At 64.2% G+C, this 24,168-nt stretch carries 17 protein-coding genes; 6 read left to right on the top strand and 11 right to left on the bottom strand.

The window, feature by feature from the left end; translation table 11 throughout:
• Positions 1–65 precede the first annotated feature (65 nt).
• From addA to ACVNHC_RS16075, 3 genes are read right to left on the bottom strand one after another with little or no spacing between them, the layout of a single operon-like run.
• Positions 66–3,584 (bottom strand): double-strand break repair helicase AddA, encoded by a 3,519-nt coding sequence (addA, locus tag ACVNHC_RS16065; RefSeq protein ID WP_457168004.1) that lies wholly within the window; start codon positions 3,582–3,584, stop codon positions 66–68.
• A complete protein-coding gene (addB, locus tag ACVNHC_RS16070) occupies positions 3,581–6,724 on the bottom strand; it encodes a double-strand break repair protein AddB (RefSeq protein WP_457168006.1) in 3,144 nt (1,047 codons plus the stop codon). The genes addA and addB overlap by 4 nt, the downstream gene beginning before the upstream one ends.
• Before the next feature lie 28 nt (positions 6,725–6,752).
• On the bottom strand, positions 6,753–7,487 hold the full coding sequence (locus tag ACVNHC_RS16075; protein ID WP_457168008.1) for a nucleotidyltransferase family protein: 735 nt from the start codon (positions 7,485–7,487) through the stop codon (positions 6,753–6,755).
• A gap of 307 nt (positions 7,488–7,794) precedes the next feature.
• Between ACVNHC_RS16075 and ACVNHC_RS16080 the strand changes: the two genes are divergently transcribed.
• On the top strand, positions 7,795–8,142 hold the full coding sequence (locus tag ACVNHC_RS16080) for a gamma-glutamylcyclotransferase family protein (protein ID WP_050473360.1): 348 nt from the start codon (positions 7,795–7,797) through the stop codon (positions 8,140–8,142).
• A 60-nt stretch (positions 8,143–8,202) separates the two neighbouring features.
• Here the strand turns inward: ACVNHC_RS16080 and tsaE are convergent, their stop codons facing one another.
• From tsaE to ahcY, 3 genes are all read right to left on the bottom strand, one after another.
• Positions 8,203–9,774: a tRNA (adenosine(37)-N6)-threonylcarbamoyltransferase complex ATPase subunit type 1 TsaE gene (gene tsaE, locus ACVNHC_RS16085; RefSeq protein WP_058898315.1), complete on the bottom strand. Its 1,572-nt coding sequence runs from the start codon at positions 9,772–9,774 to the stop codon at positions 8,203–8,205.
• Positions 9,775–9,781: 7 nt separating this feature from the next.
• Positions 9,782–12,196, bottom strand: a complete 2,415-nt coding sequence (locus ACVNHC_RS16090; protein ID WP_457168011.1) for an ATP-binding protein — start codon at positions 12,194–12,196, stop codon at positions 9,782–9,784.
• Between the two features lie 334 nt (positions 12,197–12,530).
• On the bottom strand, positions 12,531–13,919 hold the full coding sequence (gene ahcY, locus ACVNHC_RS16095) for an adenosylhomocysteinase (protein WP_457168012.1): 1,389 nt from the start codon (positions 13,917–13,919) through the stop codon (positions 12,531–12,533).
• A gap of 333 nt (positions 13,920–14,252) precedes the next feature.
• Here ahcY and ACVNHC_RS16100 point away from each other — a divergent pair, with 333 nt between their 5' ends.
• Positions 14,253–14,903, top strand: coding sequence for a hypothetical protein (locus tag ACVNHC_RS16100; protein ID WP_457168014.1), 651 nt, complete (start codon positions 14,253–14,255; stop codon positions 14,901–14,903).
• A 282-nt stretch (positions 14,904–15,185) separates the two neighbouring features.
• Here ACVNHC_RS16100 and ACVNHC_RS16105 read toward each other — a convergent pair whose 3' ends face one another.
• The 5 genes from ACVNHC_RS16105 to ACVNHC_RS16125 form a co-directional block, all read right to left on the bottom strand.
• Complete coding sequence (locus ACVNHC_RS16105; RefSeq protein WP_058898317.1) at positions 15,186–15,479, bottom strand: HPr family phosphocarrier protein; 294 nt, start codon at positions 15,477–15,479, stop codon at positions 15,186–15,188.
• Between the two features lie 32 nt (positions 15,480–15,511).
• Entirely contained in the window at positions 15,512–15,916 is a 405-nt protein-coding gene (locus tag ACVNHC_RS16110) for a PTS sugar transporter subunit IIA (RefSeq protein ID WP_019963681.1), read from the bottom strand.
• Positions 15,917–16,050: 134 nt separating this feature from the next.
• Positions 16,051–16,536, bottom strand: a complete 486-nt coding sequence (locus tag ACVNHC_RS16115; RefSeq protein WP_457168019.1) for an HPr kinase/phosphorylase — start codon at positions 16,534–16,536, stop codon at positions 16,051–16,053.
• The gene (locus tag ACVNHC_RS16120) at positions 16,533–18,440 is read right to left on the bottom strand and encodes a stimulus-sensing domain-containing protein (protein WP_457168021.1); all 1,908 of its coding nucleotides are present in this window, start codon (positions 18,438–18,440) and stop codon (positions 16,533–16,535) included. The genes ACVNHC_RS16115 and ACVNHC_RS16120 overlap by 4 nt, the downstream gene beginning before the upstream one ends.
• Positions 18,441–18,456: 16 nt before the next feature.
• Entirely contained in the window at positions 18,457–19,155 is a 699-nt protein-coding gene (locus ACVNHC_RS16125) for a response regulator transcription factor (protein ID WP_026355512.1), read from the bottom strand.
• Between the two features lie 422 nt (positions 19,156–19,577).
• On the opposite strand from ACVNHC_RS16125, the gene ACVNHC_RS16130 reads away from it, so the two are divergent.
• The 4 genes from ACVNHC_RS16130 to ACVNHC_RS16145 all read left to right on the top strand — a co-directional run bounded on the left by ACVNHC_RS16130 (position 19,578) and on the right by ACVNHC_RS16145 (position 24,072).
• Positions 19,578–21,188 carry a phosphoenolpyruvate carboxykinase gene (locus tag ACVNHC_RS16130; protein ID WP_122519082.1) on the top strand — a complete coding sequence of 537 codons (1,611 nt, stop codon included), beginning with the start codon at positions 19,578–19,580 and terminating at the stop codon, positions 21,186–21,188.
• Positions 21,189–21,441: 253 nt separating this feature from the next.
• The gene (locus ACVNHC_RS16135; RefSeq protein WP_019963676.1) at positions 21,442–21,762 is read left to right on the top strand and encodes an XdhC family protein; all 321 of its coding nucleotides are present in this window, start codon (positions 21,442–21,444) and stop codon (positions 21,760–21,762) included.
• Positions 21,752–22,447 (top strand): XdhC family protein, encoded by a 696-nt coding sequence (locus ACVNHC_RS16140; protein ID WP_457168024.1) that lies wholly within the window; start codon positions 21,752–21,754, stop codon positions 22,445–22,447. Before ACVNHC_RS16135 ends, ACVNHC_RS16140 begins: the two co-directional genes overlap by 11 nt.
• A complete protein-coding gene (locus ACVNHC_RS16145; protein ID WP_457168026.1) occupies positions 22,447–24,072 on the top strand; it encodes an NTP transferase domain-containing protein in 1,626 nt (541 codons plus the stop codon). The genes ACVNHC_RS16140 and ACVNHC_RS16145 overlap by 1 nt, the downstream gene beginning before the upstream one ends.
• Positions 24,073–24,168: the final 96 nt, after the last annotated feature.

Raw genomic sequence — 24,168 nt, forward strand, 5'->3', positions numbered from 1 at the left:
TTGTCCCGAACGTAGGAAGGCGGACCCGTCCCGTCAAGTAATCCAGCCGCTCAAGCAACGGGCCTTCAAGCGATCTTGTCCGTGCTCTTGAGGCTGGCGAGCACTGTGTCCAGCGCATCTTCGGGGGCCATCATCAGCTTCGGCGCGCTGGTCCACAGCAGGGCGGCCGTCACCTTGCGGCCCGGATAGATGTCCGAAACCAGCCGCCGGTAGACGGCAAGCTGGGCCAGATAGTCCGGTGGGATGCCTGAAGCATCGGCCGGCACGTGCCGGTTGGTCTTGTAATCGGCAATCAGCACCTCGTCCGGGCTCACCACCAGCCGGTCGATCTGGCCGGAGACGGAAACCGTCACCCCGTCCGCCGTCACCATATGGCCGGAGATGGGTACCTCCGCCCGCCCGCCGGGGGCAAAGAGGGGGGCAAGATCCGGGTCTTCCAGAATGGCCATCACCTCGCCCAGCAGCTCGTCCTTGCGGGACGCAAAACGGGCAGGCAGGGAGGTTGCGACAAAGCGCCGCCCGGCGGCGGCGCGTTCCGCCTCGGGCAGATCCGGCAGCAGTTCCAGCAGCCGGTGCAGCAGGCGGCCGCGCTCCAGCGGATAGGCTTCCGCCTGCCGGTGTGCTTCCAGCGCCGAAAGCCCGTCCGGTGCCTCGATGCCTTCCTTCATCTCCATCGCGTCAAACACGCGGGAGGGCTGAAGCCGGGGCATGCGGGCGGGCGGCGTCACCGGGCGTGTCAGCCACTCCGGCACAGGGGCGGCGGGTTTCTTTGCTTCCGGCTCAGCGTGGGCACTGTGCTTCTTCAACGGCGCTGCCGGATCGGTGCCGGGCTTGCGCCACAGCCATGCGGTGACGGTGCCATCAGGGGCTGTCACTTCTTCTGCTTCCGGCTTCAGCGCGCTGGCGGCCAGATCATACCAGCAGCCTTCTTTGGGGCCCTTGGCAGGCTGCCAGCCGCAGACGATCAGCCGGTCCTCGGCGCGGGTCATGGCCACATAGAGCAGGCGCCGGTATTCCTCGGCGGCACTGGCGCGGAACTTGTCGATGGCCGCAGTCTGCCAGCCCATGCGCTCGGCCTTCACCGGCAGCCACACCAGCGCGGGGGCCTGCTCCCTCCCGTCCTCCGGCGTGAAGGGCAGGAAGGACGGGTCGTGATGGCTGCTGACGGGGGCGTTGCACGGGTCCACCAGAATGACGATCGGCGCCTCCAGCCCCTTGGAGCCATGGACGGTCATGATGCGCACCAGCCCGGCGGCATTGGTCAGCTCGCGCTTGATCTCGGTGGGGGCAGCGGCAAGCCAGGCAAGGAAGCCTTCAAGGCCGGGAATGCCGGTCTGCTCATAGCCCATGGCCAGCGCCAGAAACTCGTCCAGCACGTCATCCACTTCAGGCCCCATGCGGCCCCGGAAGGCCCGCCGCCCGCCATCGACGGACAGAAGCCTTGCATAGAACTCGAAGGGCGGCATGAAGTCGGCGCGTGCGCGCCATGCCTCCAGCTGCAGGCGCACATGGTCCCAGCGGTTGCCGTCCTGCGCCTTTTTCAAGAGCCCCTGCCACAGGGTGCCGGGGCGCAGCCGCGCCACCGGATCGCGGGCAATTTCCAGCAGGGCATCGTCATCCAGACCGAACAGCGGGCTCTTCAGCACGGAGGCCAGCGACAGGTCATCTTCCGGCAGCAGCATGAAGCGGCCAAGGGCAACCAGATCCATCACCGCGATGTGCTCGGTCAGCACCAGCCGGTCGCTGCCGGCGGCAGGCACGCCCAGCCGCTTCATCTCCCGGTTCAGCGCTTCCACGAAGGGCCCGCGCTTGCGCACCAGGATCATCACGTCGCCCGGGCCTGCGGTGCCCTCGTCCATCCACCGGCGCAAGGTGGCGGCAATGCGCTTGGCCACCCGCAGCATGGGCGAGCCGGTGCCCAGATGATCCACCGGCAAGGTCCAGTCCTCCGGCTCCTCGCTCTCCAGCGGCTCTTCCAGCGGCCAGATTTCAACGAGCCCCGGATCGCGGCGGATAGCCTCATGCACCGGGGGCTTCACCTCCTGCGACAGGCCGGCATGGGCTTCGGCGGGCAGGAACACCCGGTCCACCGCGGCCAGCACATCGGGGGTCGAGCGGAAGGACAGCTGCAGCTCCACCGGATGGAACGGCTGGTCTGCCTGCGCGGCGCGCTTGTCGAAATAGCGGCGCATCTCGTCGAAATAGGCGGGCACGGCGCCTTGAAAGGAATAGATCGACTGCTTCTCGTCGCCCACGGCGAAGATGGTGCGCGAGCCGCGTCTTGCGCCTTCGCCGGAGAAGAACTCTTCCGCCAGCGAGCGGATCACCTGCCACTGCCTGGGGCTGGTGTCCTGCGCCTCGTCCACCAGAATGTGGTCAAGGCCCTGATCCAGCTTGAACTGCACCCATTGGGCCGCATCGCTGTTGGCCAGAAGATTGGCGGCGCGCACCACGAGGTCTTCGAAATCCAGCAACCCGCGCCGGGCCTTGCCCGCCTCGTAATGGCCGATGACGCCATCAGCGAGGCGGAAGATGGCGGCGGTGCCTTCCAGCGTGACGATGGCGCGGCGTTTCTCCAGAAGGGCCACAAGCCGGTTCTGCTCCGCCAGCATGTCCTCTGCCACTTGCGGAAACTGCTTGGTGACGCCTGCCGTGCACAGGCGCTTCGCCGGTTCCATGGCCTGCGTGAAGAACACCCGCAGCCAGTTGTGACGGAAGGTGGCGGGTTCGCCGCCGGGCTTCAGTCCTTCGGCGGCAGCGGCCAGAAGGTCCGCCTTGTCGCCATCGGTTTTGGTGCCCAGCCGCAGGGCTTCGGCAACCGCCAGCGGATCGCGGATGAGGCGGCCTTCCAGAAGCTCTTTATCCAGCGCCTCAAGGCTTGCACCCGGTTCCAGCCCGAAATCCCGCGCAAGGCCCGCAAGCGCAGTATCCAGATCTCCGGCGCTGACGATCCAGTTGCGCAAGGCATCGCGCCGGTTGATGGCCTCGGCCAGAACCTCCTCGACAGCCGCATCCGGCATCAGGCCGATCAGCCGTTGCAGTGCCGCCCCCAGCGGGCTTTCCGGCTCGGTCTCTGCGGCATGCAGCACGAAGGCGCGGGCTTCCGCCATCAGTTCTGCCGCCAGCCGGTCGTCGAGCACCGAGAAATGCCCGGCCACATTGGCTTCCAGCGGAAACTGGTGCAGCAGCGCTTCGCAGAAGGCGTGGATGGTCTGGATCTTCAGCCCGCCCGGCGTTTCCAGCGCCTGCGCAAACAGCCGCCGTGCCCCGGCCAGACGGGCGCGGGACGGGGGCGTTCCGTCGATGGCTGCAATTTCCTTTGCCAGCTCATCATCGCTCAGGGCGATCCACTGGCCGAGGATCTTGAACACACGGGTCGCCATCTCGGCAGCGGCCGCCTTGGTGAAGGTGAGGCACAGAATGCGCGAGGGATCGGTGCCATCCAGCAGCTGGCGCACCACCCGGCGGGAGAGAACGAAGGTCTTGCCCGAGCCCGCATTGGCACTCACCCAGGCCGAGGCGTGGGGCCGCGAGGCAAGGTCCTGCCGCTGAAGCGTTGCAAGGGGGATCTGCGGCCCGCTCATTCGCTGTCCTCCGAACCGCTGGCCCATTCCTTCACCCGGGCAAGGTGATCATAGGGGCCGTTGAGGTCGCGTTCCTTCTCCACCCTTGCGCGGGAGAGATAGCCGCGCCCCTCATCCTGATAGGCGGCCACCAGCTGTTCCAGCCGCTTCCAGGCATCTTCGGCAAGTTCCTCGATGGTGCGGTCCTTCGGCTGGCGCGATTCCACCTTCAGCGCCGTGCGTCCGCCTTTCAGCTCGATGTAGAGCATGTCGGACACCGGATCGCCCGCAGGCACGCTGCCGAAGCCGCCGCGCCGGATCATGGCGACTTCTAGCGGCAGCTGCGGCGAAAGCAGCGCCTCCACCTGCTTGATGCTGGGGACGGCGCCGGTCTTGTAGTCGATCACCGCCAGCGTGCCGTCCTGCATCAGGTCGATGCGGTCGGCGCGGCCGGTCAGGCGGAATTCTGCACCCGGCAGGGTCAGTTCGACGCCGCCGGAAATTTCGAGGAAGCGCTGGCGGATGGAGGGTTCGCGCTGGCGTTCAAAGGCAACGAATTCCTCGGCAATGCGCAGGAAGCGCGGCCACCACAGGGCGCGGATGGCGGGGAACGCATCCAGCGGGGCAAACAGCTCCGCGCCGATTTCGACCAGCCGCGCCACGGCCTTCTGGTCGAGATCCCCATGCCATTCGGACAGGAACAGCGCCAGCGCATCATGGATGATCGAGCCCTTGTCCGCCAGCGTCGGCGAGCCGCCGATGGGGTCCACGGGTTCCAGACCGAGAATGCGGCGGGCGAAAATGGCGTAAGGATCGCGCACCAGCCGTTCAACTTCGGTAACGGAGAGGCGCACCGGCCTTGCGCTCAGCGGCGGCTTCGGGGCGGGCCGCTCCGCCGGGGTGACGGGGCCTTCGGCAAGATCAAGCAGGCCAGCAAGCTCTGTCCAGCGCCGCCCGCGTTCCAGCAAGGCAGCTTCCGCCTCAGGTCCGGCCAGTGTCAGCAGCCGTTGCAGCCAGCGGGAGGTCACAGTGGGGGCGCCATCGGCGCGGCTGGCACGGGAGAGGATCACCCGGCGTGCGCCCAGCCCTTGCACAAAGTCATGGGCGCCAGCCCCGATGCGCCGCTCCGGCGGCTCCAGCCCCATGTCGCGCTTCATCGGCCGGTTCAGCCAGGGATCATTGCGGGTGCGCTGCGGCCAGATGCCTTCATTGAGCCCGCCGAGAATGACCAGATCTGGCCGCTGCAGGCGCGCTTCCATGGGGCCGAGGATCTGCACCCGCGGATCGCCCGGCAAGCGCCGGCGCACGGCGGTTCCGGCAATCAGCGCAGCGAAGACGGAGGGCCATTCGCGCGCAGGCACGGCAAGGCCAGCACGGCTGCTGTCCATCAGCCCGGTCAGCATCAGCGCCAGCGCGTCGCCGGTTTCGCCTCGGTAAAGCTCCGCATCCGAGCCGGTGGGGTCGCCTGCAATCTGTTGCAGCACCCTTGCATGGGCACGGGCGAGTTCATCGACGGGAACGGGCTCCTTCCGCTCCAGCAGGCATTCCAGCGGCTCCAGCGCCGTAATCAGACGGTTGGCAAGATCGCTGACCGCGGCCCAGTCCTCTTCCACCAGCTTCTTCCAGCGCGGCGTATGGGCATCCTCGGCCGCAAGGCGTGCGGCGGCAATCGCATCCGGCAGCCCGCGAGAGCCGAATTTCGGCGCAGGCCCGCGCAAGACGCCGCGTTCCAGCGAGCGGGCGGCAGAGCGGATGTCTTTTGTCTCCAGCCCGAGGCGTGCCAGCGGATGTTTCAGCAGGGCGAGAAGATCCAGCGGCGCGCAGCCTTCCAGTGCAAGGCGCGCGGCCAGCATCGCCAGCACGGCGGGCGGCGTCTGGTCGAGCGGGCGTCCGGCGCTGTCATCCACGGTGATGTTCCAGCGGCCCAGCTCTTCCGCCACGCGGCGGGCGAGCAGGCGGTCGGGGGAGACAAGGGCTGCCGTCCCGCCGCGCTCCACCGCCTCGCGCAGGGCAATGGCGAGGCTGAGGGCTTCTTCCGCCTCGTTGCGGGCGATCACCAGTTCCACCCCGTCAAGCGCGGCCTTGCGCTCCTCTGCCGGGGTCTGTTGCAGGAAGGAGGTCCATGCGTCGGTGGTGGAGGCCGGGCGCAGGGCCTCGCTCACCAGCGCCTCGCGGGCGGCGAGCTGCGGTGTTTCCGGCGGGCAGAGTTGCACCACCTCGTGCCGGTCCACGCCCAGCCGGTCGAGCAGCTGTTTCAGGCCATATTGCGGGTGGCCGTTGGCGCTGGGCTCGTCCTGCGGCAGTGCGGCTTTACCTGCATTCACCCGCCGCTGCGGGGCGCGGCCAAGGGCGGACCAGGAGGCATCATCCATGCGCATGTCCAGCCCCGGCAGCACGATGGCGCCCTGCGGCAGGTCTGCAATGGCTTTCAGCAGCTCGGCGGTGGCAGGCACGGTGCCGGTCGATCCGGCGGCAATGACGGGGCCCTTGGGCGGGTTGAGGCGCAGGCGCTCCGCCTCGCGCCGGATCAGCGCCGACCGGCGGGCCTTGGGGTCCATCGCGCCGCATTCGGCGAGATAAGCAGGCCAGGCAAGGCGCACGATATCAAGGAACTCGAGCGTCACCTGCCAGTAGCGGGCGTGATCCTCCGGCACGAGGCTGGCGAGCGCCGACCAGTCGGCTTCCTCGGTTTCCAGCTCGTCCATCAGGGTGATGAGGTCACCTGCCAGCCACGCGGCATCAGCGGCGGAAGCAGGAAGGCCCAGCGGCTCGTCCTCGCCAAGAGCCAGCACCTGACGGCGCAGTGCGGCCTTCCAGCCCATCACCAGCCGCGTCATCGCCAGCTTGCGTTCCAGCGGCGGCAGTTCGGGCGGCAGCGCCTCCCCGTCACCGGGAGCGGAGAGAAGCTGCAGGTCCTCATCCGCATCGCCCAAGGGGCGGATGCGCGGCAGCAGCACGGGCCGCCCGCCGAACATTTCCTGCACCAGCGCGGGCAGGGCACGGGCGGCGCGGCGGGTCGGCAGATAGAGGGTCACATCGGAGAGCAGCAGCGGATCATCCAGCGGGCGGAAGCCCTCGATCAGCCGTCCGTCCACCAGCGCTGCGATCAGCTCCCGGGAAAAATCCGCCGAGGGCGGAATGGAGAAAATCCGCGCTGCCATCAGTCCTGCCTGCCGTCTGGATCGGGTTTCAGTCTGCGCTTTCGCGCACGGCCAGTTCCGCCTCGGCAATGGCTTCCGGCGTGCCGATATGCAGCCAGATGCCTTCCATCAGCGTGCCATGCAGGCGCCCGGCCTCGATGGCCCGGTCAAACAGCAGGTTGAGCGAAAACTTGCCCTCCGGCGCATCGCGGAAGAGGCGCGGATGCAGGATGGCCGCGCCCGCATAGGCAAAAGGCGCCACCGAACGTTCCGGCCGGCGCTCCAGTACGCCGTTCGGGTCCATCAGGAAATCGCCGCGTCCGTGATAGCCGGCGCTGTGTACCATGTCCGAGAGCAGCAGCAGCGCATCCATGCGCTCCGGATCAAAGGCTTCGATCATGTGCTCCAGATTGGGCTTCACGCCTTCCACCCAGTAGGCGGTGTCGGCATTCACCACGAAGAACGGATCATCGCCCAGCAGCGGCAGCGCCTTGGCGATGCCGCCGCCGGTTTCCAGCAGAGCCTCGCGCTCGTCGGAAATCATAACCTCAAGGTCCTTGCGGCGGCGGGCATGCACTTCCACCAGATCGGCAAGGTAATGCACGTTGACGACGCAGCGCTTCACCCCGGCAGCCGCCAGCTTGTCCATGCCATGGTCGATCAGCGCCTTGCCGTTCACCTCGATCAGGGGTTTGGGTGTTGTCGCCGTGATCGGGCGCATGCGCTTGCCAAGCCCGGCAGCCAGGATCATTGCGCTATGGGGACGGAAAACGCCGTTCGTCATGAGAAACCTGCAAACTGCTCCGGTTGAAATCGCCTGCCGGAGATAGGAAGTGCCGACGCCCCCGGCAAGCAGGGGCCACTGCCTAGCAGTGCCTGCTTCGCGCCCTCAAGGCAAGTGCAGCCGGGTGCGGCTTGAGAGCCTCTTGCAGCCATGAGGCAGCAGGATGACCAGCAGGCAGCTGGAACGTGACTGAATCTTCGCGGCACATGAGCATTTTTCGCGATGTGCCGTTTGACCGGCCTTTCCCGCCATGCAAAGCACAGGGTACGTTGGTGAGGCCTCTCAAGAGTCCGGTCCGGAGTTCGCCATGACAGTGAATGCGTCAGTTCTGCTCTTTTCCTATGGCACGCTGCAGCTGCCTTCCGTGCAGCAGTCTTCCTTCGGACGGCTGCTTTCGGGGGAAGAGGACGCCATGACCGGCTATACAACCAGCATGATCGAGATCACCGATCCCGAAGTTCTGCGCCAGAGCGGGCAGCGGTTCCATCCGGTGGTCGTGCCCAGCAGCAATCCGGACGATGAAGTGAAGGGCACCGTGTTTGCGATCACGGACGAAGAGCTTGCAGCCGCGGATGCCTATGAAGTGGATGACTACATCCGGACCGAGGTGCAGCTGAAGTCCGGAAAGCGGGCGTGGGTCTACGTCAAGGCCTGATCTGACGGCATCAGAGACACCGCCGCCTCACGGCTTGGAAATGCTCATGGGCGGTGTGGCCTAGCCAGTCCGTGCCCGGAACCAGCTGGCCAGTTCCGCCAGCGCCGGATGGGCGAGGGTGCGGTCGAGATAGTCCGTCATGCGTGGCATGTGGGCCATGTACTGCGGCTTGCCATAGGCATATTTCAGCCGCACGAAGGCCCCGAGGATCTTGGCGATGCGCTGCGCGCCCATGACGGCATAGGCAGCACGGAACAGCTCTTCGTCAAAGCCCGCATCCTGCGCCTTGCGGCGGGCGAGATAACCGGTCAGCAACCCGTCTTCCAGCGCGCGCGGGATATCCACCCTTGCATCGAGCAGCAGGGAGGCAAGGTCATAGGCAACGGGGCCAAGGACGCAATCCTGATAGTCGATGAGACCCAGCTTCGCGTGCCCCTCGCGCCCGTCCAGCCACAGGATGTTGGGGGAGTGATAGTCCCGCATCACCCAGCCGGTCTGCGCGTCCCTGATCCGGGCAAAGGCCGTCTGCCACAGGGCGCGGTATTCCGCCCGCTCCTGCGTATCCGGCGCTGCAGGCAGGGTGGCGGGATCCGCTCCGGCACGCCAGGGCACATACCATTCGAGAAAGAGATGGGCCTCCGTCAGCAGGGCATTTTCCGAATAGGCCGGGATGATGTGGCGGGCCAGCACCGTACCGTCCATGCCGGTCACGGGCAGATCCTGCGGCCAGTCCGTGTCCGAGTGCATGTCCGCCAGCAGCTGCGCGGCGGCGGCGTAGCGCTCCGCGATGGGCTGCCTGTCCGGCGTGATGATGCCTTCGCCGCCAAGGTTCTCCTGCAGCAGCAGGCCCGCATCCCGGTCGATGGCATAAAGCTCCGGCGCGCTGTAACCGCGCCGCCGCAATTCACCCGTCAGTGCGATGAAGGCATCGACGGTGCGGGCGCGGTGCACGGTCTCGCTGTAGCTGGGTATTTCGCCGGGCTTTGCCTGGTCATAGGCGGCAGGGGAATTCATCAGCACGGCGGATTTTTGCGGCGTGCGGATCACCTCATAGGCCCGAGCCGACGCATCGCCGGTCAGATAGCGCCGCTCTGCGCCTGTGAAGCCTGCCGTCTCCGCCAGCGCCCGGATGCGCTGCGTCCGCGCCAGCCGCTGCACCCAGCGGCTTTCTGCGGCAGGGCTGGCAAATGAGAAAGTCACCGCACGGGCGTCATTCTCGCCGGAATGGGCGATGGACAGGATCAGCCGGCTGGCGGGAAGGAAACGGCCGGCCTTTTCCGGCCATTCGATCAGCGCCGCGCCTGTGGCCGTCAGATCCTCCAGCCCCAGTTCCTCCAGTTCCTCCGGCTCTTCCAGCCGGTAAAGATCGAGATGGGAGATGGTCAGCCGGTCCAGATCATAGGTCTGGACGAGGGTGAAGGTGGGGCTCGGCACTTCCAGCGCGGGATCACCTGCAAAGGCGCGCAGCAGGGCGCGGCTGAAGGTGGACTTGCCCGCGCCCAGATCACCGTTGAGCGCAATCACATCGCCGGGGCCAAGGATGGCGGCCACGTCTTCGGCCAGCCGCACCATGGCGGTTTCATCGGCGATGGTGAGGCTGAGCGTGGGGGAGAGCGGGTGCGCGGGGCTCATGCCGGGCTTACTCGGCAGCAACCCGGCCGGTCACTTCGGGCTTGGCGGGAAACGTGCAGGTCACGGTCGTGCCGTTCCCCTCCCGCGACTGGATCTCCACATGCCCGCCGTGCAGTTCCACGAAGCTCTTGACGATGGACAGGCCGAGGCCCGCGCCCCGGCGTCTTGCGCCCGAATCGTGGCCGACAAAGCGGTTGAACACGGCCTCGATCATCTCCTGCGGAATACCGCAGCCACGGTCCTTGACGGTGAAGACGACGCTGGCGCCCTGCCGGGTGCAGGTCACATCGATGATGCCGCCTTCCTCGGAATAGCGCACGGCGTTGGCAATCAGGTTGAACAGCACCTGGCGCAGCCGGCGCTCATCCGCCAGCATGGTGCCGATGTCATCCGGCACATGGGTGCGCAGCACGATCTGCGATTCGACCAGCCGGTCTTTCAGGCCCTCGACGGCGGCGGACACGGTCTGCGCCACATCCACTTCGCTGAGGTCCAGCTCCATGATGCCCGCATCAATGGTGGCCAGGTCGAGAATGTCGTTGATGATGGCCAGCAGCGCCGAGGACGAGGACAGGATGTATTCTGCGTATTCGCCCTGCTTGTCGGACAGTTCGCCGAATTTCGGATCGGACAGAAGCTGGGCAAAGCCGATGATGTTGGTCAGCGGCGAGCGCAATTCGTAGGAAACGTGCTGGATGAAGGCGTTCTTCAGATCGTCCGCCTGCTGCAGCGCCTCGTTCTTTTCAACGAGGGCGCGCTCCATGTTGACGCTGTCGGTAACGTTAACGAAGGTCACCAGTGTGCCGCCATCCGGCAGGGGCACGGTGGCGTAATCCAGCACCGAGCCATCGCGCCGCTCCATGCGGCCGGCCAGATGCGTACGGCTGTCCATCAGCCCGGTGATGGACCCTGCCAGCAGGCGCCAGGCTTCCATCTCGCCGGTGTTGGCAGCGCAGGTGTTCACGATGTCATTGACATGCGGCATGACCGAAAGCTGGTCTTCCGGCATTGCCCAGATTTCGCTGAAGGCCGGGTTCCACAGGCGCAGGCGCCCGTCGGAGCCGAACACCGCGACGGCTTCGGACAGATTGTCCAGCGTTTCGCCCTGAACGCGGATCAGGGCGTTGTAGCGGCTTTCAAGGTCCAGCCGCTCGGTCACGTTCTCGTAGATATAGGTCACGCCGCCCTGCGGATGCGGGTTGGCGATGACGCGCAGCGTGCGCCCGTCCGGCAGGTGCCACCAGCTTTCGCGCGCTTCCAGCGACTGGTAGCTTTCCAGCATCTTGGTGCGCCAGACGCGGTAATCGGCCTGCTCGGGCAGCTTGCGCCCGGCGCGCAGCGTGTCGAGCACGATGCCGTCTTCCGGCTGGCCGTCGAGGAAACCGGTGTCGAGATCCCACAGGGCGCGGAAGGCGGCATTGTAGAACTGCAGCTTGCGGTCGGCACCATAGATGGCCACTGCTGTCGCCAGCTGGTCCAGCGTGCGCCCGTGGAATTCCTCGGTGCGCTTCAGTTCCTTCTTGGTGCGGTCCAGCTCGGAAATGTCGATGGCAATGCCGGCGCTGCCGACGTTGGAGCGCACATCCGTCACTTCAAAGACGCGGCGTTCACCAGCCGCCACAATCGGCATGCGCGAGCGGAAGCAGCCGTCATCGTTGCGCTCGCGGCTCATGGCCTCGCGCGCCGGGGCATCCAGGAATTCGACAGCGCCGCTGACGGCCGCCTCGGGTGAGGCGCAATCGACGGCGCGGGCATAGGCGCGGTTGGCCCAGTTGACCTTGCCTTCCGCATCCGTCTGCCAGGCCGGGGCGGGCATGGCCTCCAGCAGGGCATGCAGCATGTAAAGCTCACCGGAGAGACGCGCGTTGCGGGCGGCAAGCTCCGCCTGCGACTGGCGGTCGCCGGTCAGGTCGCGCAGACGCAGCACGGAGGCGGCACCCGCCGTGCGGCCCACGGCCTCTATATAGGTGCGGTGGCGGGTTTCCAGCGTGATGCAGAAAGCCTCGCCAATGCTGCGCAGGCGGGCGAGGTGATCTTCCAGCAGTTCGGCCGATTTTGCATCCAGCCAGCTGCCGAAGCTCAGAAGCTGGGCGGCGCTGCGCGGTGCGCCGCAGCTGTCCGGCAGATTGCCCCAGACATGCGGCGTCAGACCCGGGCGCTCGCCAAGTCCGGTCCAGGCGATGATCCGCTGCTCTTCGGTGTTGAGCATGGATTCCAGCCGGTCGACGAAAAGCTTGAGATCGCGGTTCTCGCGTGAAAGGGCACCGATGCGGGCAGCGCTGGTGCGGCGGTTGCGCAGGAAGGCGAAGGAGGCTGTGACGGCAAAGGCGCAGGCCCCGCCAAGGGCGGCCAGCCAGACCATCTGGTCGGCGCCGAACTGTGCGGTGGAGGTGCTTGCCGCCTGTGCCAGACTGCTGCCCATGCTTGCTGCGAGGGCAAGGGCGCTCACGCCCGAGAGGGAGAGCGTTTTCAGAATCCGTCTCCGCCGCCCTGCGCCCTTGCGCAAGCGTGAACCGCCGTCTACCGGCATCTGCCTACCTCTTTTGCCGCCATTCAGTCCGGCCGGAGGCCGGAGTCGTCAGGGAGCTGCCTCAATCCCCTGATTCGTCTTGACCATACCTTGTTCGGGAATCGCGCTAAAGAGTCTGTTGATGAAAAGTTAACAGGCCCCGTCCGGGTGGACGGGGCCTGCATTTGTGCTTCTACGCAAGTCAGATTCCATATGGCACAATATGTGGTGTGCCGTATGCTTGAAATCAGTACTTGTAGTGTTCCGACTTGAACGGACCGGTCTTGTTAATCCCCAGATATTGGGCCTGGTCGTCCGTCAGTTCGGTTAACGAGACGCCCAGCTTGGCGAGGTGCAGGCGGGCCACCTTCTCGTCCAGGTGCTTCGGCAGCACGTAGACCTCGTTCTTGTACTGCTCACCGCGGGTGAAGAGTTCGATCTGCGCCAGCACCTGGTTGGTGAAGCTGGCGGACATCACGAAGCTCGGATGGCCGGTGGCATTGCCAAGGTTAACGAGGCGGCCCTGCGACAGAAGGATCATGCGCTTGCCGTCCGGGAAGACGACCATGTCGACCTGATCCTTGACCGGGCGCCACTGCAGGTTCTTCAGCGCGGCAACCTGGATCTCGTTGTCGAAGTGACCGATGTTGCAGACGATCGCCATGTCCTTCATCGCCCGCATGTGGTCGAGGGTGATGATGTCCTTGTTGCCGGTGGCGGTGACGAAGATATCAGCCGTGCCGGCCACCTGATCCAGCGTCTTCACGTCGAAGCCGTCCATGGCGGCCTGCAGGGCGCAGATCGGGTCGATTTCGGTGACGATGACGCGTGCGCCCGCACCTGCCAGCGACTGGGCCGAGCCCTTGCCCACATCGCCATAGCCGCAAACCACGGCGACCTTGCCCGACATCATCACGTCGGTGCCGCGGCGGATGCCGTCCACCAGCGATTCACGGCAGCCATAGCGGTTGTCGAACTTGGACTTGGTGACGCTGTCGTTCACGTTGATGGCCGGGAAGGGCAGCTGGCCCTTCTTCTGCATCTCGTAAAGGCGCAGCACGCCCGTGGTGGTCTCTTCGGTGACGCCCTGGATCAGATCGCGCTGCTTGGTGAACCAGCCCGGGTTCTTGGCCATGCGCTTCTTGATCTGGGCAAAGAGGTATTCTTCCTCTTCGGACTTCGGATCTTCGATGAGGCCGGTCTCACCGGCTTCGACGCGGGCGCCGAGCAGGATGTAGAGCGTGGCATCGCCGCCATCGTCGAGGATCATGTTGGCGCCTTCCGGGAAGTCGAAGATCCGGTCGGCATAGTCCCAGTATTCTTCCAGCGTTTCGCCCTTGATGGCGAAGACCGGAATGCCCGCAGCGGCGATGGCGGCAGCTGCCTGATCCTGGGTGGAATAGATGTTGCAGGAAGCCCAGCGGACTTCGGCGCCAAGGGCCACCAGTGTCTCGATGAGCACGGCCGTCTGGATGGTCATGTGCAGGGAACCGGCGATGCGGGCGCCCTTCAGCGGCTGAGAGGCGGCGAATTCGGCGCGGCTGGCCATCAGTCCCGGCATTTCGGTTTCGGCGATCTCGATTTCCGTCCGGCCCCAATCGGCGAGCTTGATGTCCTTGACGATATAGTCGGTCATGACCTGATCCTGTTCTGATCTGTTTCAGCAGCCGCCCGCTGGCGGCACGAAGGTGCACTGCACCCGGCCAGGCCTGCCCGCCTCACGGCAACAGCCCCGGAATCCCATTCCGCTCCTTATATAGCGGCCTTTCAGCCCTATCAATGCGGATATAAAGATTTCTTTATATCCGGGCGGAAATGCGGGAATGGGGTTAAGGGAGTGTTGGGGGGGGCAGCGCAAGGATGATCTCTTAAGAAAATTTACGGCGAGTGCTTTGGGGGAGGCGAGTCTAGTCTTTGACCAATCCTACGAATCGGAATATTTTGCTTTTGAATTAAAAGGAGTCGCAGATTGAAAAGTCTTCCTCATTACGCGAAAAATCTAGCAAAGATAGCCGCGATCATTGCTCTTATGGGGTCTCTTGTTTGGGTTCAATGGCCTATTGATCTCTCTAAAGTGTCTCCGGGTGCGTTGCTTACATTTGTAGCCGCATTTATAGCATGGGTTAGTTTTGAACTTGAAGATCTCTCCTCAGTGTTGAAAATTGAAAACCGAAAGATGAATGAGGATGTTGAAAAAATAAATTCACTTATCGGAATTATAGATAAAAAACAATATTACATTCTTCGAAATAATGCAATTGAAACTACAATGCAAAATGATGATTATGAGGGATTGAGTAAGCTTCTAGATTATTATGAGGATGATATTTTTCCGTTTAATAATCGAGATGTACAAGCGAAGTATGAAAAATTTTGTCGAGATAGCGAAGATTTTTTAAATGAACTAATGAGTATTTATAATAAGGGTAGTAATGGCTGGATGACGTGGCGACCTGACAACGGAAGTTGGGTTTCACAAGATAAATATGACTATGTTATGAATAAGATAAATGAGTTAAATATTAAAAGCCGAAATCTTAACGATTCATGGATTTCATTTTTAAAGCTGGCCTCTAAGAGTTTGAGTGGTGCTTCAATATCTATTGAACGATATAAATAGTTGATAGTAATAATGAGAACTTATTTCTATTGCATGCGGCGTCCAGTAAACTTTGCGTAAGGCTGTATGCGGATCGAGAAGAAGCTGCCGCAGCTTCCTCGTTAAGGGGCCAGGGTGGAAAACAAGCGCGTCGGAGAACACAGTTTTGGCCATGCAACAGCTCTAGGCGAGACGCAGCTGTTAGACCGAAAAGATCCTCAAGGTTGATGACTTGCGGGTGTTCATTTCAATAGGCATATGTTGCCATTGTCCGCGACGCGCACCCGCAACACTCCCTGCCTCTCAATCTTCCTCGCCGAACCTGTCCGCCACAAGCGCGGCGATGGCGGTCAGGGCGGCTTCGGCTTCGGGGCCGGTCACTTCCACGTGGATGCAGCAGCCGGGCGCTGCGGCCAGCATCATCAGGCCCATGATCGAAGTGCCGCCGACGGTCTGCCCGTCCTTTGACACGCGCACATCCGCGTTGAACGTATCCACCAGCTTCACCAGCTTGGCGGAGGCGCGGGCGTGGAGGCCGCGCTGGTTGACGATCAGCAGGCTGCGTTCGAGGCGTGTCATGTTTGGCGCGGCATCCATCGTGGTCAGTGTCTTTCTTCGGGGCGCTGGCGTCAGCCGTTGCCGGACAGAACCTGGCTGGCGACGGAGATGTATTTCTGGCCGGCCTTGCGGGCTTCCTCCACCGCATCGGCAAGGCCCCGGTCGGCGCGCACGCTCGCCAGCTTGATCAGCATCGGCAGGTTCACCCCGGCAATCACCTCGATGGTCTTGCCGTCCATCACGGAGATGGCGAGGTTCGAGGGCGTGCCGCCGAACATGTCGGTCAGGAGCACGACACCTGCGCCGGTGTTCACCTCCTCGACAGCGCCGAGGATATCCTGACGGCGCTGCTCCATGTTGTCCTCCGGACCGATCGCAATCGTTGCGACCTGCGTCTGCGGGCCAACCACGTGCTCAAGTGCCGCCTTGAACTCTTCCGCCAAGCGGCCATGGGTCACGAGTACCAGTCCAATCATGCCTTGCCGACCTGTGTCTTTCGTCGTGGGTCCGGTCTGTCCGGTTTCCCGGGGCTTGCGCCGGATCTGAACGCTGTTGCCGCAATGTCGGCAAGCGTGGCGCCCAAAGCAAGCAGTTTTCTCATTAACACGGCCTAAACAGGCGGCCGCTTTCCCGGATAAATCGCGCGCAGGGCCTCCCGGATCAAGGCCACTGCGCCTGCCGCATCGCCGGAGGGCACCGGCTGGCGGGCAATCAGCCGGTCCAGCAGCACCGTGGAAAGGGCATCTGCCTCCGGCATGCGCTCGAGTTTTGCTGCCGGCTCAAGATCGGCCACAAGGCTGATCAGGGCCGCAGGCTCATGGAGAACCGGCACGATGCCGCGCCCGCGCAGCTCCGCCAGCCCGGAGATGGCCTGCGGCGCCCGCGCCCTCAGGCCTGCCGCTGCCGCGTCCAGCAGGCACTGGTCATCGGCCACATGGGCGGCAAAATGGCCGTTGCGGCCAGCCCGCTCCACCAGTTCTGCCGCCAGCCGCGACTTGCCGGAGCCCGAGGCGCCGCGGATCAGTACACCCGTGGTGCCGAGGATGACCGCGCAGCCATGCACCAGCAGGCCGCCATGAGCTGCCTGGCCACTCATGCGCTGCCGCCTGCGGGCAGGGTGATGATGAAGCGCGCACCCAGAATGATCTTCTCACCGGTTTCCGGATCGGTCTCCGTGCGGTTTTCTGCCGTGATCGTGCCCCGGTGCGCCTCGATGATCTGGCGCGAGATGGAGAGGCCAAGGCCGGAGTTGTTGCCGAAGGCCTCGCCATCGGGCCGGTCGGTATAAAAGCGCTCGAAGATGCGCTCGATCTTCTCGGCCCGGATGCCGGGGCCGTCATCATCGACGGTGATGACAACCGTGTTGCCTGTGCGGCTGGCGCCGATGCGCACGGTGCCGCCGGGGGGCGAGAAGGAGCGGGCATTGTCGATCAGATTGTTGATCACCTGCGCCAGACGGCTGTCATGGCCGAGGATCAGATAGCCTTTCTCCTCCGCCTTTTCGGCGGCCTTGTCGGCATGCCGGTCCTGACGGGTGCTGCCCTTCACATCGGCATTCTTCACGTCTGCGATGGTCAGGATCACGCGCGGTGCATCTTCGGCGGCACGCTGGTTGGCCATGTCGGCGACATTGCGCAACAGGCGGCTGGCATCCAGCGCTTCCGCACTGCCGCGCGCCAGTTCCGCATCCAGCCGCGAGGCGTCGGAAATGTCGGTGATCAGGCGGTCGAGCCGGCGCACGTCATGCTGGATCACCTCCAGCAGGCGGGCGCGCGAATTGTCCGATTTCGCCAGCGGCAGGGTTTCCACGGCGCTGCGCAGGGATGTCAGCGGGTTCTTCAACTCATGTGCCACATCTGCGGCAAAGCGCTCGATGGCGTCCATACGGTTGTAGAGCGCATTGGTCATGTCGCGGAAGGAGCGGGCAAGATGGCCGATTTCGTCCTGCCGGTCCGAGAACTCCGGGATCTCCTGACGCGATTTGCCGCCGCGCCGCACCCGCTCTGCCGCCGCAGCAAGGCGGCGAACGGGGCCGGCAATGGTGCCGGCCGTCAGGATCGACATGACGAGCATGACGCCTGCGGCCACCATGAACACGCGGATGATCGCGATCCGCTCGGCACTGACGATCGCGTCAATGTCTCCCCCTTGCGTGGAGAGCAGAAGTGCGCCCACCACCTGCCGGAACCGCTGGATCGGCACGGCCACGGAGACGATCAGCTCGCCGCGCGGCGACAGGCGCACGATGCTGGCGGGAGAGCCGGAAACGGCGGCTTCCACCTCAGGATAGATCAGCCCGTCACCGGCACCGGCTTCCTGATAGACCGGCAGATCACCGCGCCGCAGCCAGATCTTCACCGATTGCCAGATCCGGTCAAAGAAGCCGTCCTCCTGCACCGTGGGCGGGGACAGGTCGTAGCGCATCACCTGGCTGTAAAGCTGGCGCGAATCAAGGATCAGCATGCCTTGTGTGTCATAGATCCGGGCGCGGGTCTTGGTCGGCGAAATCAGCCGCCGCAGCACCGGCCCGACACGCTCGGGATTGACCGGGAAATCGAGGGATTCCACCGTTGTCGTGCTCGGCATCAGAGTTTCGCCCGCCTGCATCTGCAGCAGGCGTTCCGGGTCAACCGTAATGGCGCCTGTGTCCACCGTGGCCGAAGCGGCGATGGCGCCGGCGATGATTTCTCCCTGCGTCAGAAGGCTCTGCACGCGCGCGTCGATCAGCCCGGCGCGGAACTGGTTGAGGTAGAGAATGCCGGAGACCAGCGCAATGAGCCCGGCGAGGTTCAGCACCACGATGCGCCGGGTCAGCGAGGAGAAAACATAGGTGCCGAGCAGTGCCCCGGCCCGGTTCAGGAACCTTCGGCGCAGGCGTGGGTTGCCAAGATGGCGCAGGGCAGCCGGAGACGTGCGTTCGCCCGCGCTGTCCTCTGCGCGGGCGTTGCCGTCTTGCTCCTTCGCGTGAAGGCGCATGTCTTCCCCGGTGTCAGTTGCCATCTGGCGTCAGGAACCCTCAGGTCTCCCGGAACCGGTAGCCGACGCCATAAAGGGTCTCGATCATGTCGAAGTCGTCGTCCACCATCTTGAACTTCTTGCGCAGGCGCTTGATGTGGCTGTCGATGGTCCGGTCGTCCACATAGACCTGATCATCATAGGCCGCGTCCATCAGTGCATTGCGGCTCTTCACCACGCCCGGGCGCTGGGCCAGCGCCGAGAGGATGAGGAACTCGGTCACGGTCAACGTCACCGGCTTGCCGTTCCAGGTGCAGGTGTGGCGCTCCTGATCCATCAGAAGCTGGCCGCGTTCCAGCAGCTTGTCGCCATCCTCGCGCGGGGCGGAGGCATCGCGCGGCTGCACCCGGCGCAGCACGGCGCGCACGCGCTCCACCAGCAGGCGCTGGGAGAAGGGTTTGCGGATGAAATCGTCCGCGCCCATCTTCAGGCCGAACAGTTCGTCGATCTCGTCATCCTTGGAGGTGAGGAAGATCACCGGCAGGTCCGAGGTCTGGCGCAGGCGGCGCAGCAGTTCCATCCCGTCCATCCGCGGCATCTTGATGTCGAAGATCGCAAGATTGGGTGTGTCGCTGAGAAGACCATCCAGGGCGGAAGCGCCATCCGTATAGGTCTGAACCCTGTATCCTTCCGATTCCAGCGCAATGGAAACCGAAGTCAGGATGTTACGGTCATCGTCGACGAGTGCAATAGTCGGCATGATGCGGGTCTTCGTCCTTTGATCCGTCAATGTCGTAACTCACCTTCAGCCTTTGGCCCCGCAATTGCGCATAAAATAAGGCAAAGGCAATTGCATACCAACTCTTTAATCTTCTGCCGGTTCCATTAGCCGCCGTTTTTTGTACGGCGGGAACCTCGGCGCCCGTCTGTCATGTGGGTGTGATCTGCGAAAGACAAAGTGTTCTGCGTCACAGTTTTGCTTAAATTCACGGTCCAAAATAAATCGTTCTGCCAAGTCTTTGTTTTTTAATCGATTAAATGGTCAAATCATCCTTTCTGTTCTCTTGTTGCGCAGCAGCAGATCAACTAGGGTCCGCCTGCGCCGGGACTTGAGGGGCAGCAGATCAGGTGCGATCCCCCGGCCCTCCGGCGCGTGTAGACAGATTAAGGGACTGCGCGATCATGAAAGAGACAGGTGTCCGGAACCCGGCCTGCGGCCTTGAAACAATCGGCCTGACGGGGCTCGGTGCGATTTATTGGAACCAGAACGAACCGTCTCTTTACGAATACGCGCTGCAGCGAGGTGAGGCGCGGCTGTCGGCCGGCGGGGCTCTGGTGGCTGACACCGGCACCCACACGGGCCGTTCGCCGAAGGACAAGTTCGTTGTCTGTGATGCTTCGACCGAAGATCAGGTCTGGTGGGACAACAACGCAAAGATGACGCCGGAGCAGTTCGACGTTCTGCTGGGCGACTTCCTCGATCATGCCAAGGGTAAGGATCTGTTCGCGCAGGATCTCTACGGTGGCGCCGAGGCAGCCTATCGTCTTCCCGTGCGTGTCTATACCCAGTTTGCGTGGCACTCGCTGTTTATCCGCAACCTGCTGATCCGCCCGAAGGCGGAAGAGCTGGCCACCTTCGTGCCGAAGATGACCATCATCGATCTGCCGGACTTCAAGGCCGATCCGGCCCGTCACGGCTGCCGTTCCGAAACGGTCATTGCCTGCGACCTGTCGCGCATGATCGTGCTCATCGGCGGCACGTCCTATGCCGGCGAGATGAAGAAGTCCGTCTTCACCTTCCTCAACTACCTGCTGCCGCCGCAGGGCGTCATGCCGATGCATTGCTCGGCCAACGTCGGCAAGGACGGCGACACTGCTGTCTTCTTCGGCCTGTCGGGCACCGGCAAGACCACGCTCTCCGCTGATCCGGAGCGCACTCTCATCGGTGACGACGAGCACGGCTGGGGCAAGACCGGCGTCTTCAACTTCGAAGGCGGTTGCTACGCCAAGACCATCAAGCTGTCGAAGGAAGCCGAGCCGGAGATCTTCTCCACGACGCAGCGCTTCGGCACCGTGCTGGAAAACGTGGTGCTGGATGACGCCCGCGTGCCGGACTTCGACAATGGCTCGAAGACCGAGAACACCCGTGCGGCCTATCCGATCCACTTCATCTCCAACGCCAGCGCCACCGGCGTTGCACCGCAGCCGAAGACGATCATCATGCTGACCGCCGATGCTTTCGGCGTGATGCCCCCGATCGCCCGTCTGACCCCGGCGCAGGCCATGTATCACTTCCTTTCCGGCTACACCGCCAAGGTGGCTGGCACGGAAAAGGGCGTGACCGAGCCGCAGGCAACGTTCTCGACCTGCTTCGGTGCACCCTTCATCCCGCGCCACCCGAGCGAATATGGCAACCTGCTGCGTGATCTCATCGCAGAGCAGGGCGTCGATTGCTGGCTGGTGAACACTGGCTGGACGGGCGGGGCCTATGGCACCGGCAGCCGCATGCCGATCAAGGCAACCCGCACGCTGCTGCGCGCCGCGCTGGATGGCTCGCTGAAGACCGCGGCCTTCCGCATGGACCCGAACTTCGGCTTCGCCGTTCCGGAAGCCGTGCCGGGCGTCGACAGCGCCATCCTGAACCCGCGCGAAACCTGGGCCGACAAGGCCGCCTATGACGCGCAGGCCAAGAAGCTGGTGCAGATGTTCATCGACAACTTCGCCAAGTTCGAAGACGCGGTGGACAGCTCTGTTCTGGCTGCAGCTCCGGCTTCGCGCAACGCGGCTGAGTGATCCGCTTTCCCGTACGGGAATGACATGAGAGACAGCCGCAGCCTCGCTGCGGCTGTCTCGCGTTTTACAGCTTTCCAAACGGGCCCCGGCATGCGCACCCATCATGCCTGGTTCCGCTGCAGCGCCCCGGCCCTCCGGGGCGCTGTTCCTTTTCCGGCCAGTATTTTGGCAGCAGCCCGGTTGAACGGGTTTTTCTTTCCAGCGCCTGCATCCTCCCTATATCCTTGCGGGAAAGACCATGAGGGAGAGTGCCATGGCGGATGAACTGGCAGTGGCAGAAGCCTGGGTGAAGGCGGGCCGCAAGGTGGCGGTTGCGACGGTGGTGGAGACCTGGGGTTCTGCGCCCCGGCCGGTTGGCTCCCATCTCGTCATTGATGCACAGGGCAATTTCGAGGGCTCCGTCTCCGGCGGCTGTGTCGAAGGCGCGGTCGTCGCCGAGGCGGCGGACGTGATTGCCTCCGGCAAGGCCTCGATGCTGGAATTCGGCGTCGCCGATGAAACTGCCTGGCGGGTCGGCCTGTCCTGTGGCGGGCGCATCCGCGTCTATGTGGAGCCGGTCACCCATGCAGCTTGATCTTCTTGCCGCTCTCAACGAGGAGCGTTCGGCCCGCCGTGCCGCCATTCTGGTGACGGAGCTTGCCAGCGGCGCCCAGCGGCTGGTGAAAAAGGGGGCGGTCGCGGCTGCGGACCCTCTCGCCGCAGAGCTGGAAAAGCGGTTCCTATCCGGGGCGTCCGGGCTGGTGAGCGCGGAGGATGGAACGCAGGCCTTCCTCACCGTTTCCGTCCCATCACCGCGCCTCGTGATCATCGGCGCGGTTCATATCTCGCAGGCGCTGCTGCCGATGGCGCAGATTGCCGGGTTTGACGTGACGGTGATTGATCCGCGCACCGCCTTTGCCAGTCCCGAGCGGTTCCCGGCGGAGGTGCTGATGGCCGAATGGCCGCAGGATGCACTGCGCGAGCGCCCGCTGGATGCCTATACGGCGCTGGCCGCCGTCACCCATGACCCGAAGATCGATGACTTTGCATTGGAAAGCGCGCTGCGGGCGGGGTGCTTTTATGTGGGCGCGCTGGGCAGCCGCAAGACACATGCCTCCCGCCTGCAGCGGCTGGCGGCGGCGGGTGTGGCAGAGGCGGATCTTGCCCGCATCCGCGCGCCCATCGGCCTTGATATAGGGGCAGCCTCACCTGCCGAAATCGCCGTCGCGGTGCTGGGTGAGGTGATTGCCGCGCTGCGCAAGCCGGGCGGGGGGCGCTGATGCAATTTGGTTCAGTCCCTCTGGCGCAAGCCGAAGGCGCGCTGCTGGTCCATGCGACGCGCACGGCAGAAGGGCTGCTGAAGAAGGGGCACCGCCTCACCGCAGCCGACATCGAGGCGCTGGCCGCAGCGGGGCTGACGGTTGTGACGGTGGCGCGGCTGGAGCCGGGCGACGTGGATGAAAACACGGCGGCGCAGAGGCTGGCAAAGGCCGCAGCGGGCAGCGGCTTGATCCGGGACGGGGTGCAGACCGGCCGCGTCAATCTTCATGCGGAGGTGAATGGCGTGCTGGTGATCGACCGGCAGAAGGTCGATGCCATGAACCGCATTGATCCGGCGCTGACCTTCGCCACCCTGCCGGAATTTGCCGCCGTGAATGCGGGCCGGATGGTGGCGACGGCGAAGATCATCCCCTATGCGGTGGCCGAACACCATCTGGCTGCGGCGGAATTGGCCGGGGCAGGGGCCATCCGTGTCGCGCCCTACCGCGCCCGCCGGGTGGGGCTGGTGGCAACCCTGCTGCCGCAGCTGAAGCCCGTGACCATGGACAAGACCCGCAAGGTGCTGGAGCGGCGGTTGGAAGTCTCCGGCAGCGAGGTCATCGCCGAGCACCGGGTGACCCATGACAGGGACGCGGTGGCAGAGGCGCTTGCCGCCCTGAGGCGCCAGGGGGCGGATTTCTTCGTGCTCTTCGGCGCTTCCGCCATTGCCGACCGGCGCGATATTCTGCCCGCAGCCATCGAACAGGCCGGTGGCCGGGTGATCCACTTCGGCATGCCGGTGGATCCGGGCAATCTGATGCTGCTGGGCGAATTGGACGGCATGCCGGTCATCGGCGCGCCGGGCTGTGCCCGCAGTCCGGCGGAAAACGGCTTCGACTGGGTGCTGAACCGGCTGCTGGCGGGGCTAGCCGTGACGCCGGAGGTGGTGACCGGGCTTGGCGTCGGCGGCCTTCTGATGGAGATTGCCAGCCGCCCGCAGCCCCGGCAACAGGGGGCGGGCAAGTTTTCAGCCGCCAGTGCAAGCGGGCGCTATGGCGGCATCATTCTGGCGGCGGGCAGTTCCAGCCGCATGGCGGGCGGCAACAAGCTTCTGGCGCAGCTGGAGGGCAAGAGCGTCGTACGTCATGTCATTGACGCGGCCGCGGCCAGTCAGCTCGAAAAGGTCATCCTCGTCACCGGCCACATGGCGGAGCGGGTGAGTGGAGAAGCAGATGGCAGCCGTGTACGCGCGGTCATCAACCCCGGTTTTGAAGAAGGCATGGCCAGTTCCATCCGTCTCGGGCTGCGGGCCTTGCCGGACAATCTCGATGGCGTCGTGATTCTGCTGGGCGACATGCCGCGCATCACCGGCGCCATGATTGATGCGCTGATCGCCGCCCATGACCGCAGCGAGGGGCATCTGATCGTGCTGGCGACGGCAGAGGGCAAGCGCGGCAATCCGGTGCTCATCGACACGCGCTTCCGCGAAGATCTCATGCAGCTTCAAGGTGATACGGGCGCCCGGCATCTCGTAGGCGCGCATGATGATGTCTGTACTGAAGTTGAACTGGGCCGTGCCGCGCGGCTTGATCTCGACACGCGCGAGTCTCTGGCTGCGGAGGGCGGAGTATTGACAGAAGGTTAACTGCAGTTTCAGCCATGCTTTGCCTGCAGGTCTTCCATGACGGCTAAGCTCTTGCGCAAATCAGGCAAGGGCATTATGTAACCTTCACTTGATTTG

The organism is Pannonibacter sp. Q-1, assembly GCF_054073275.1.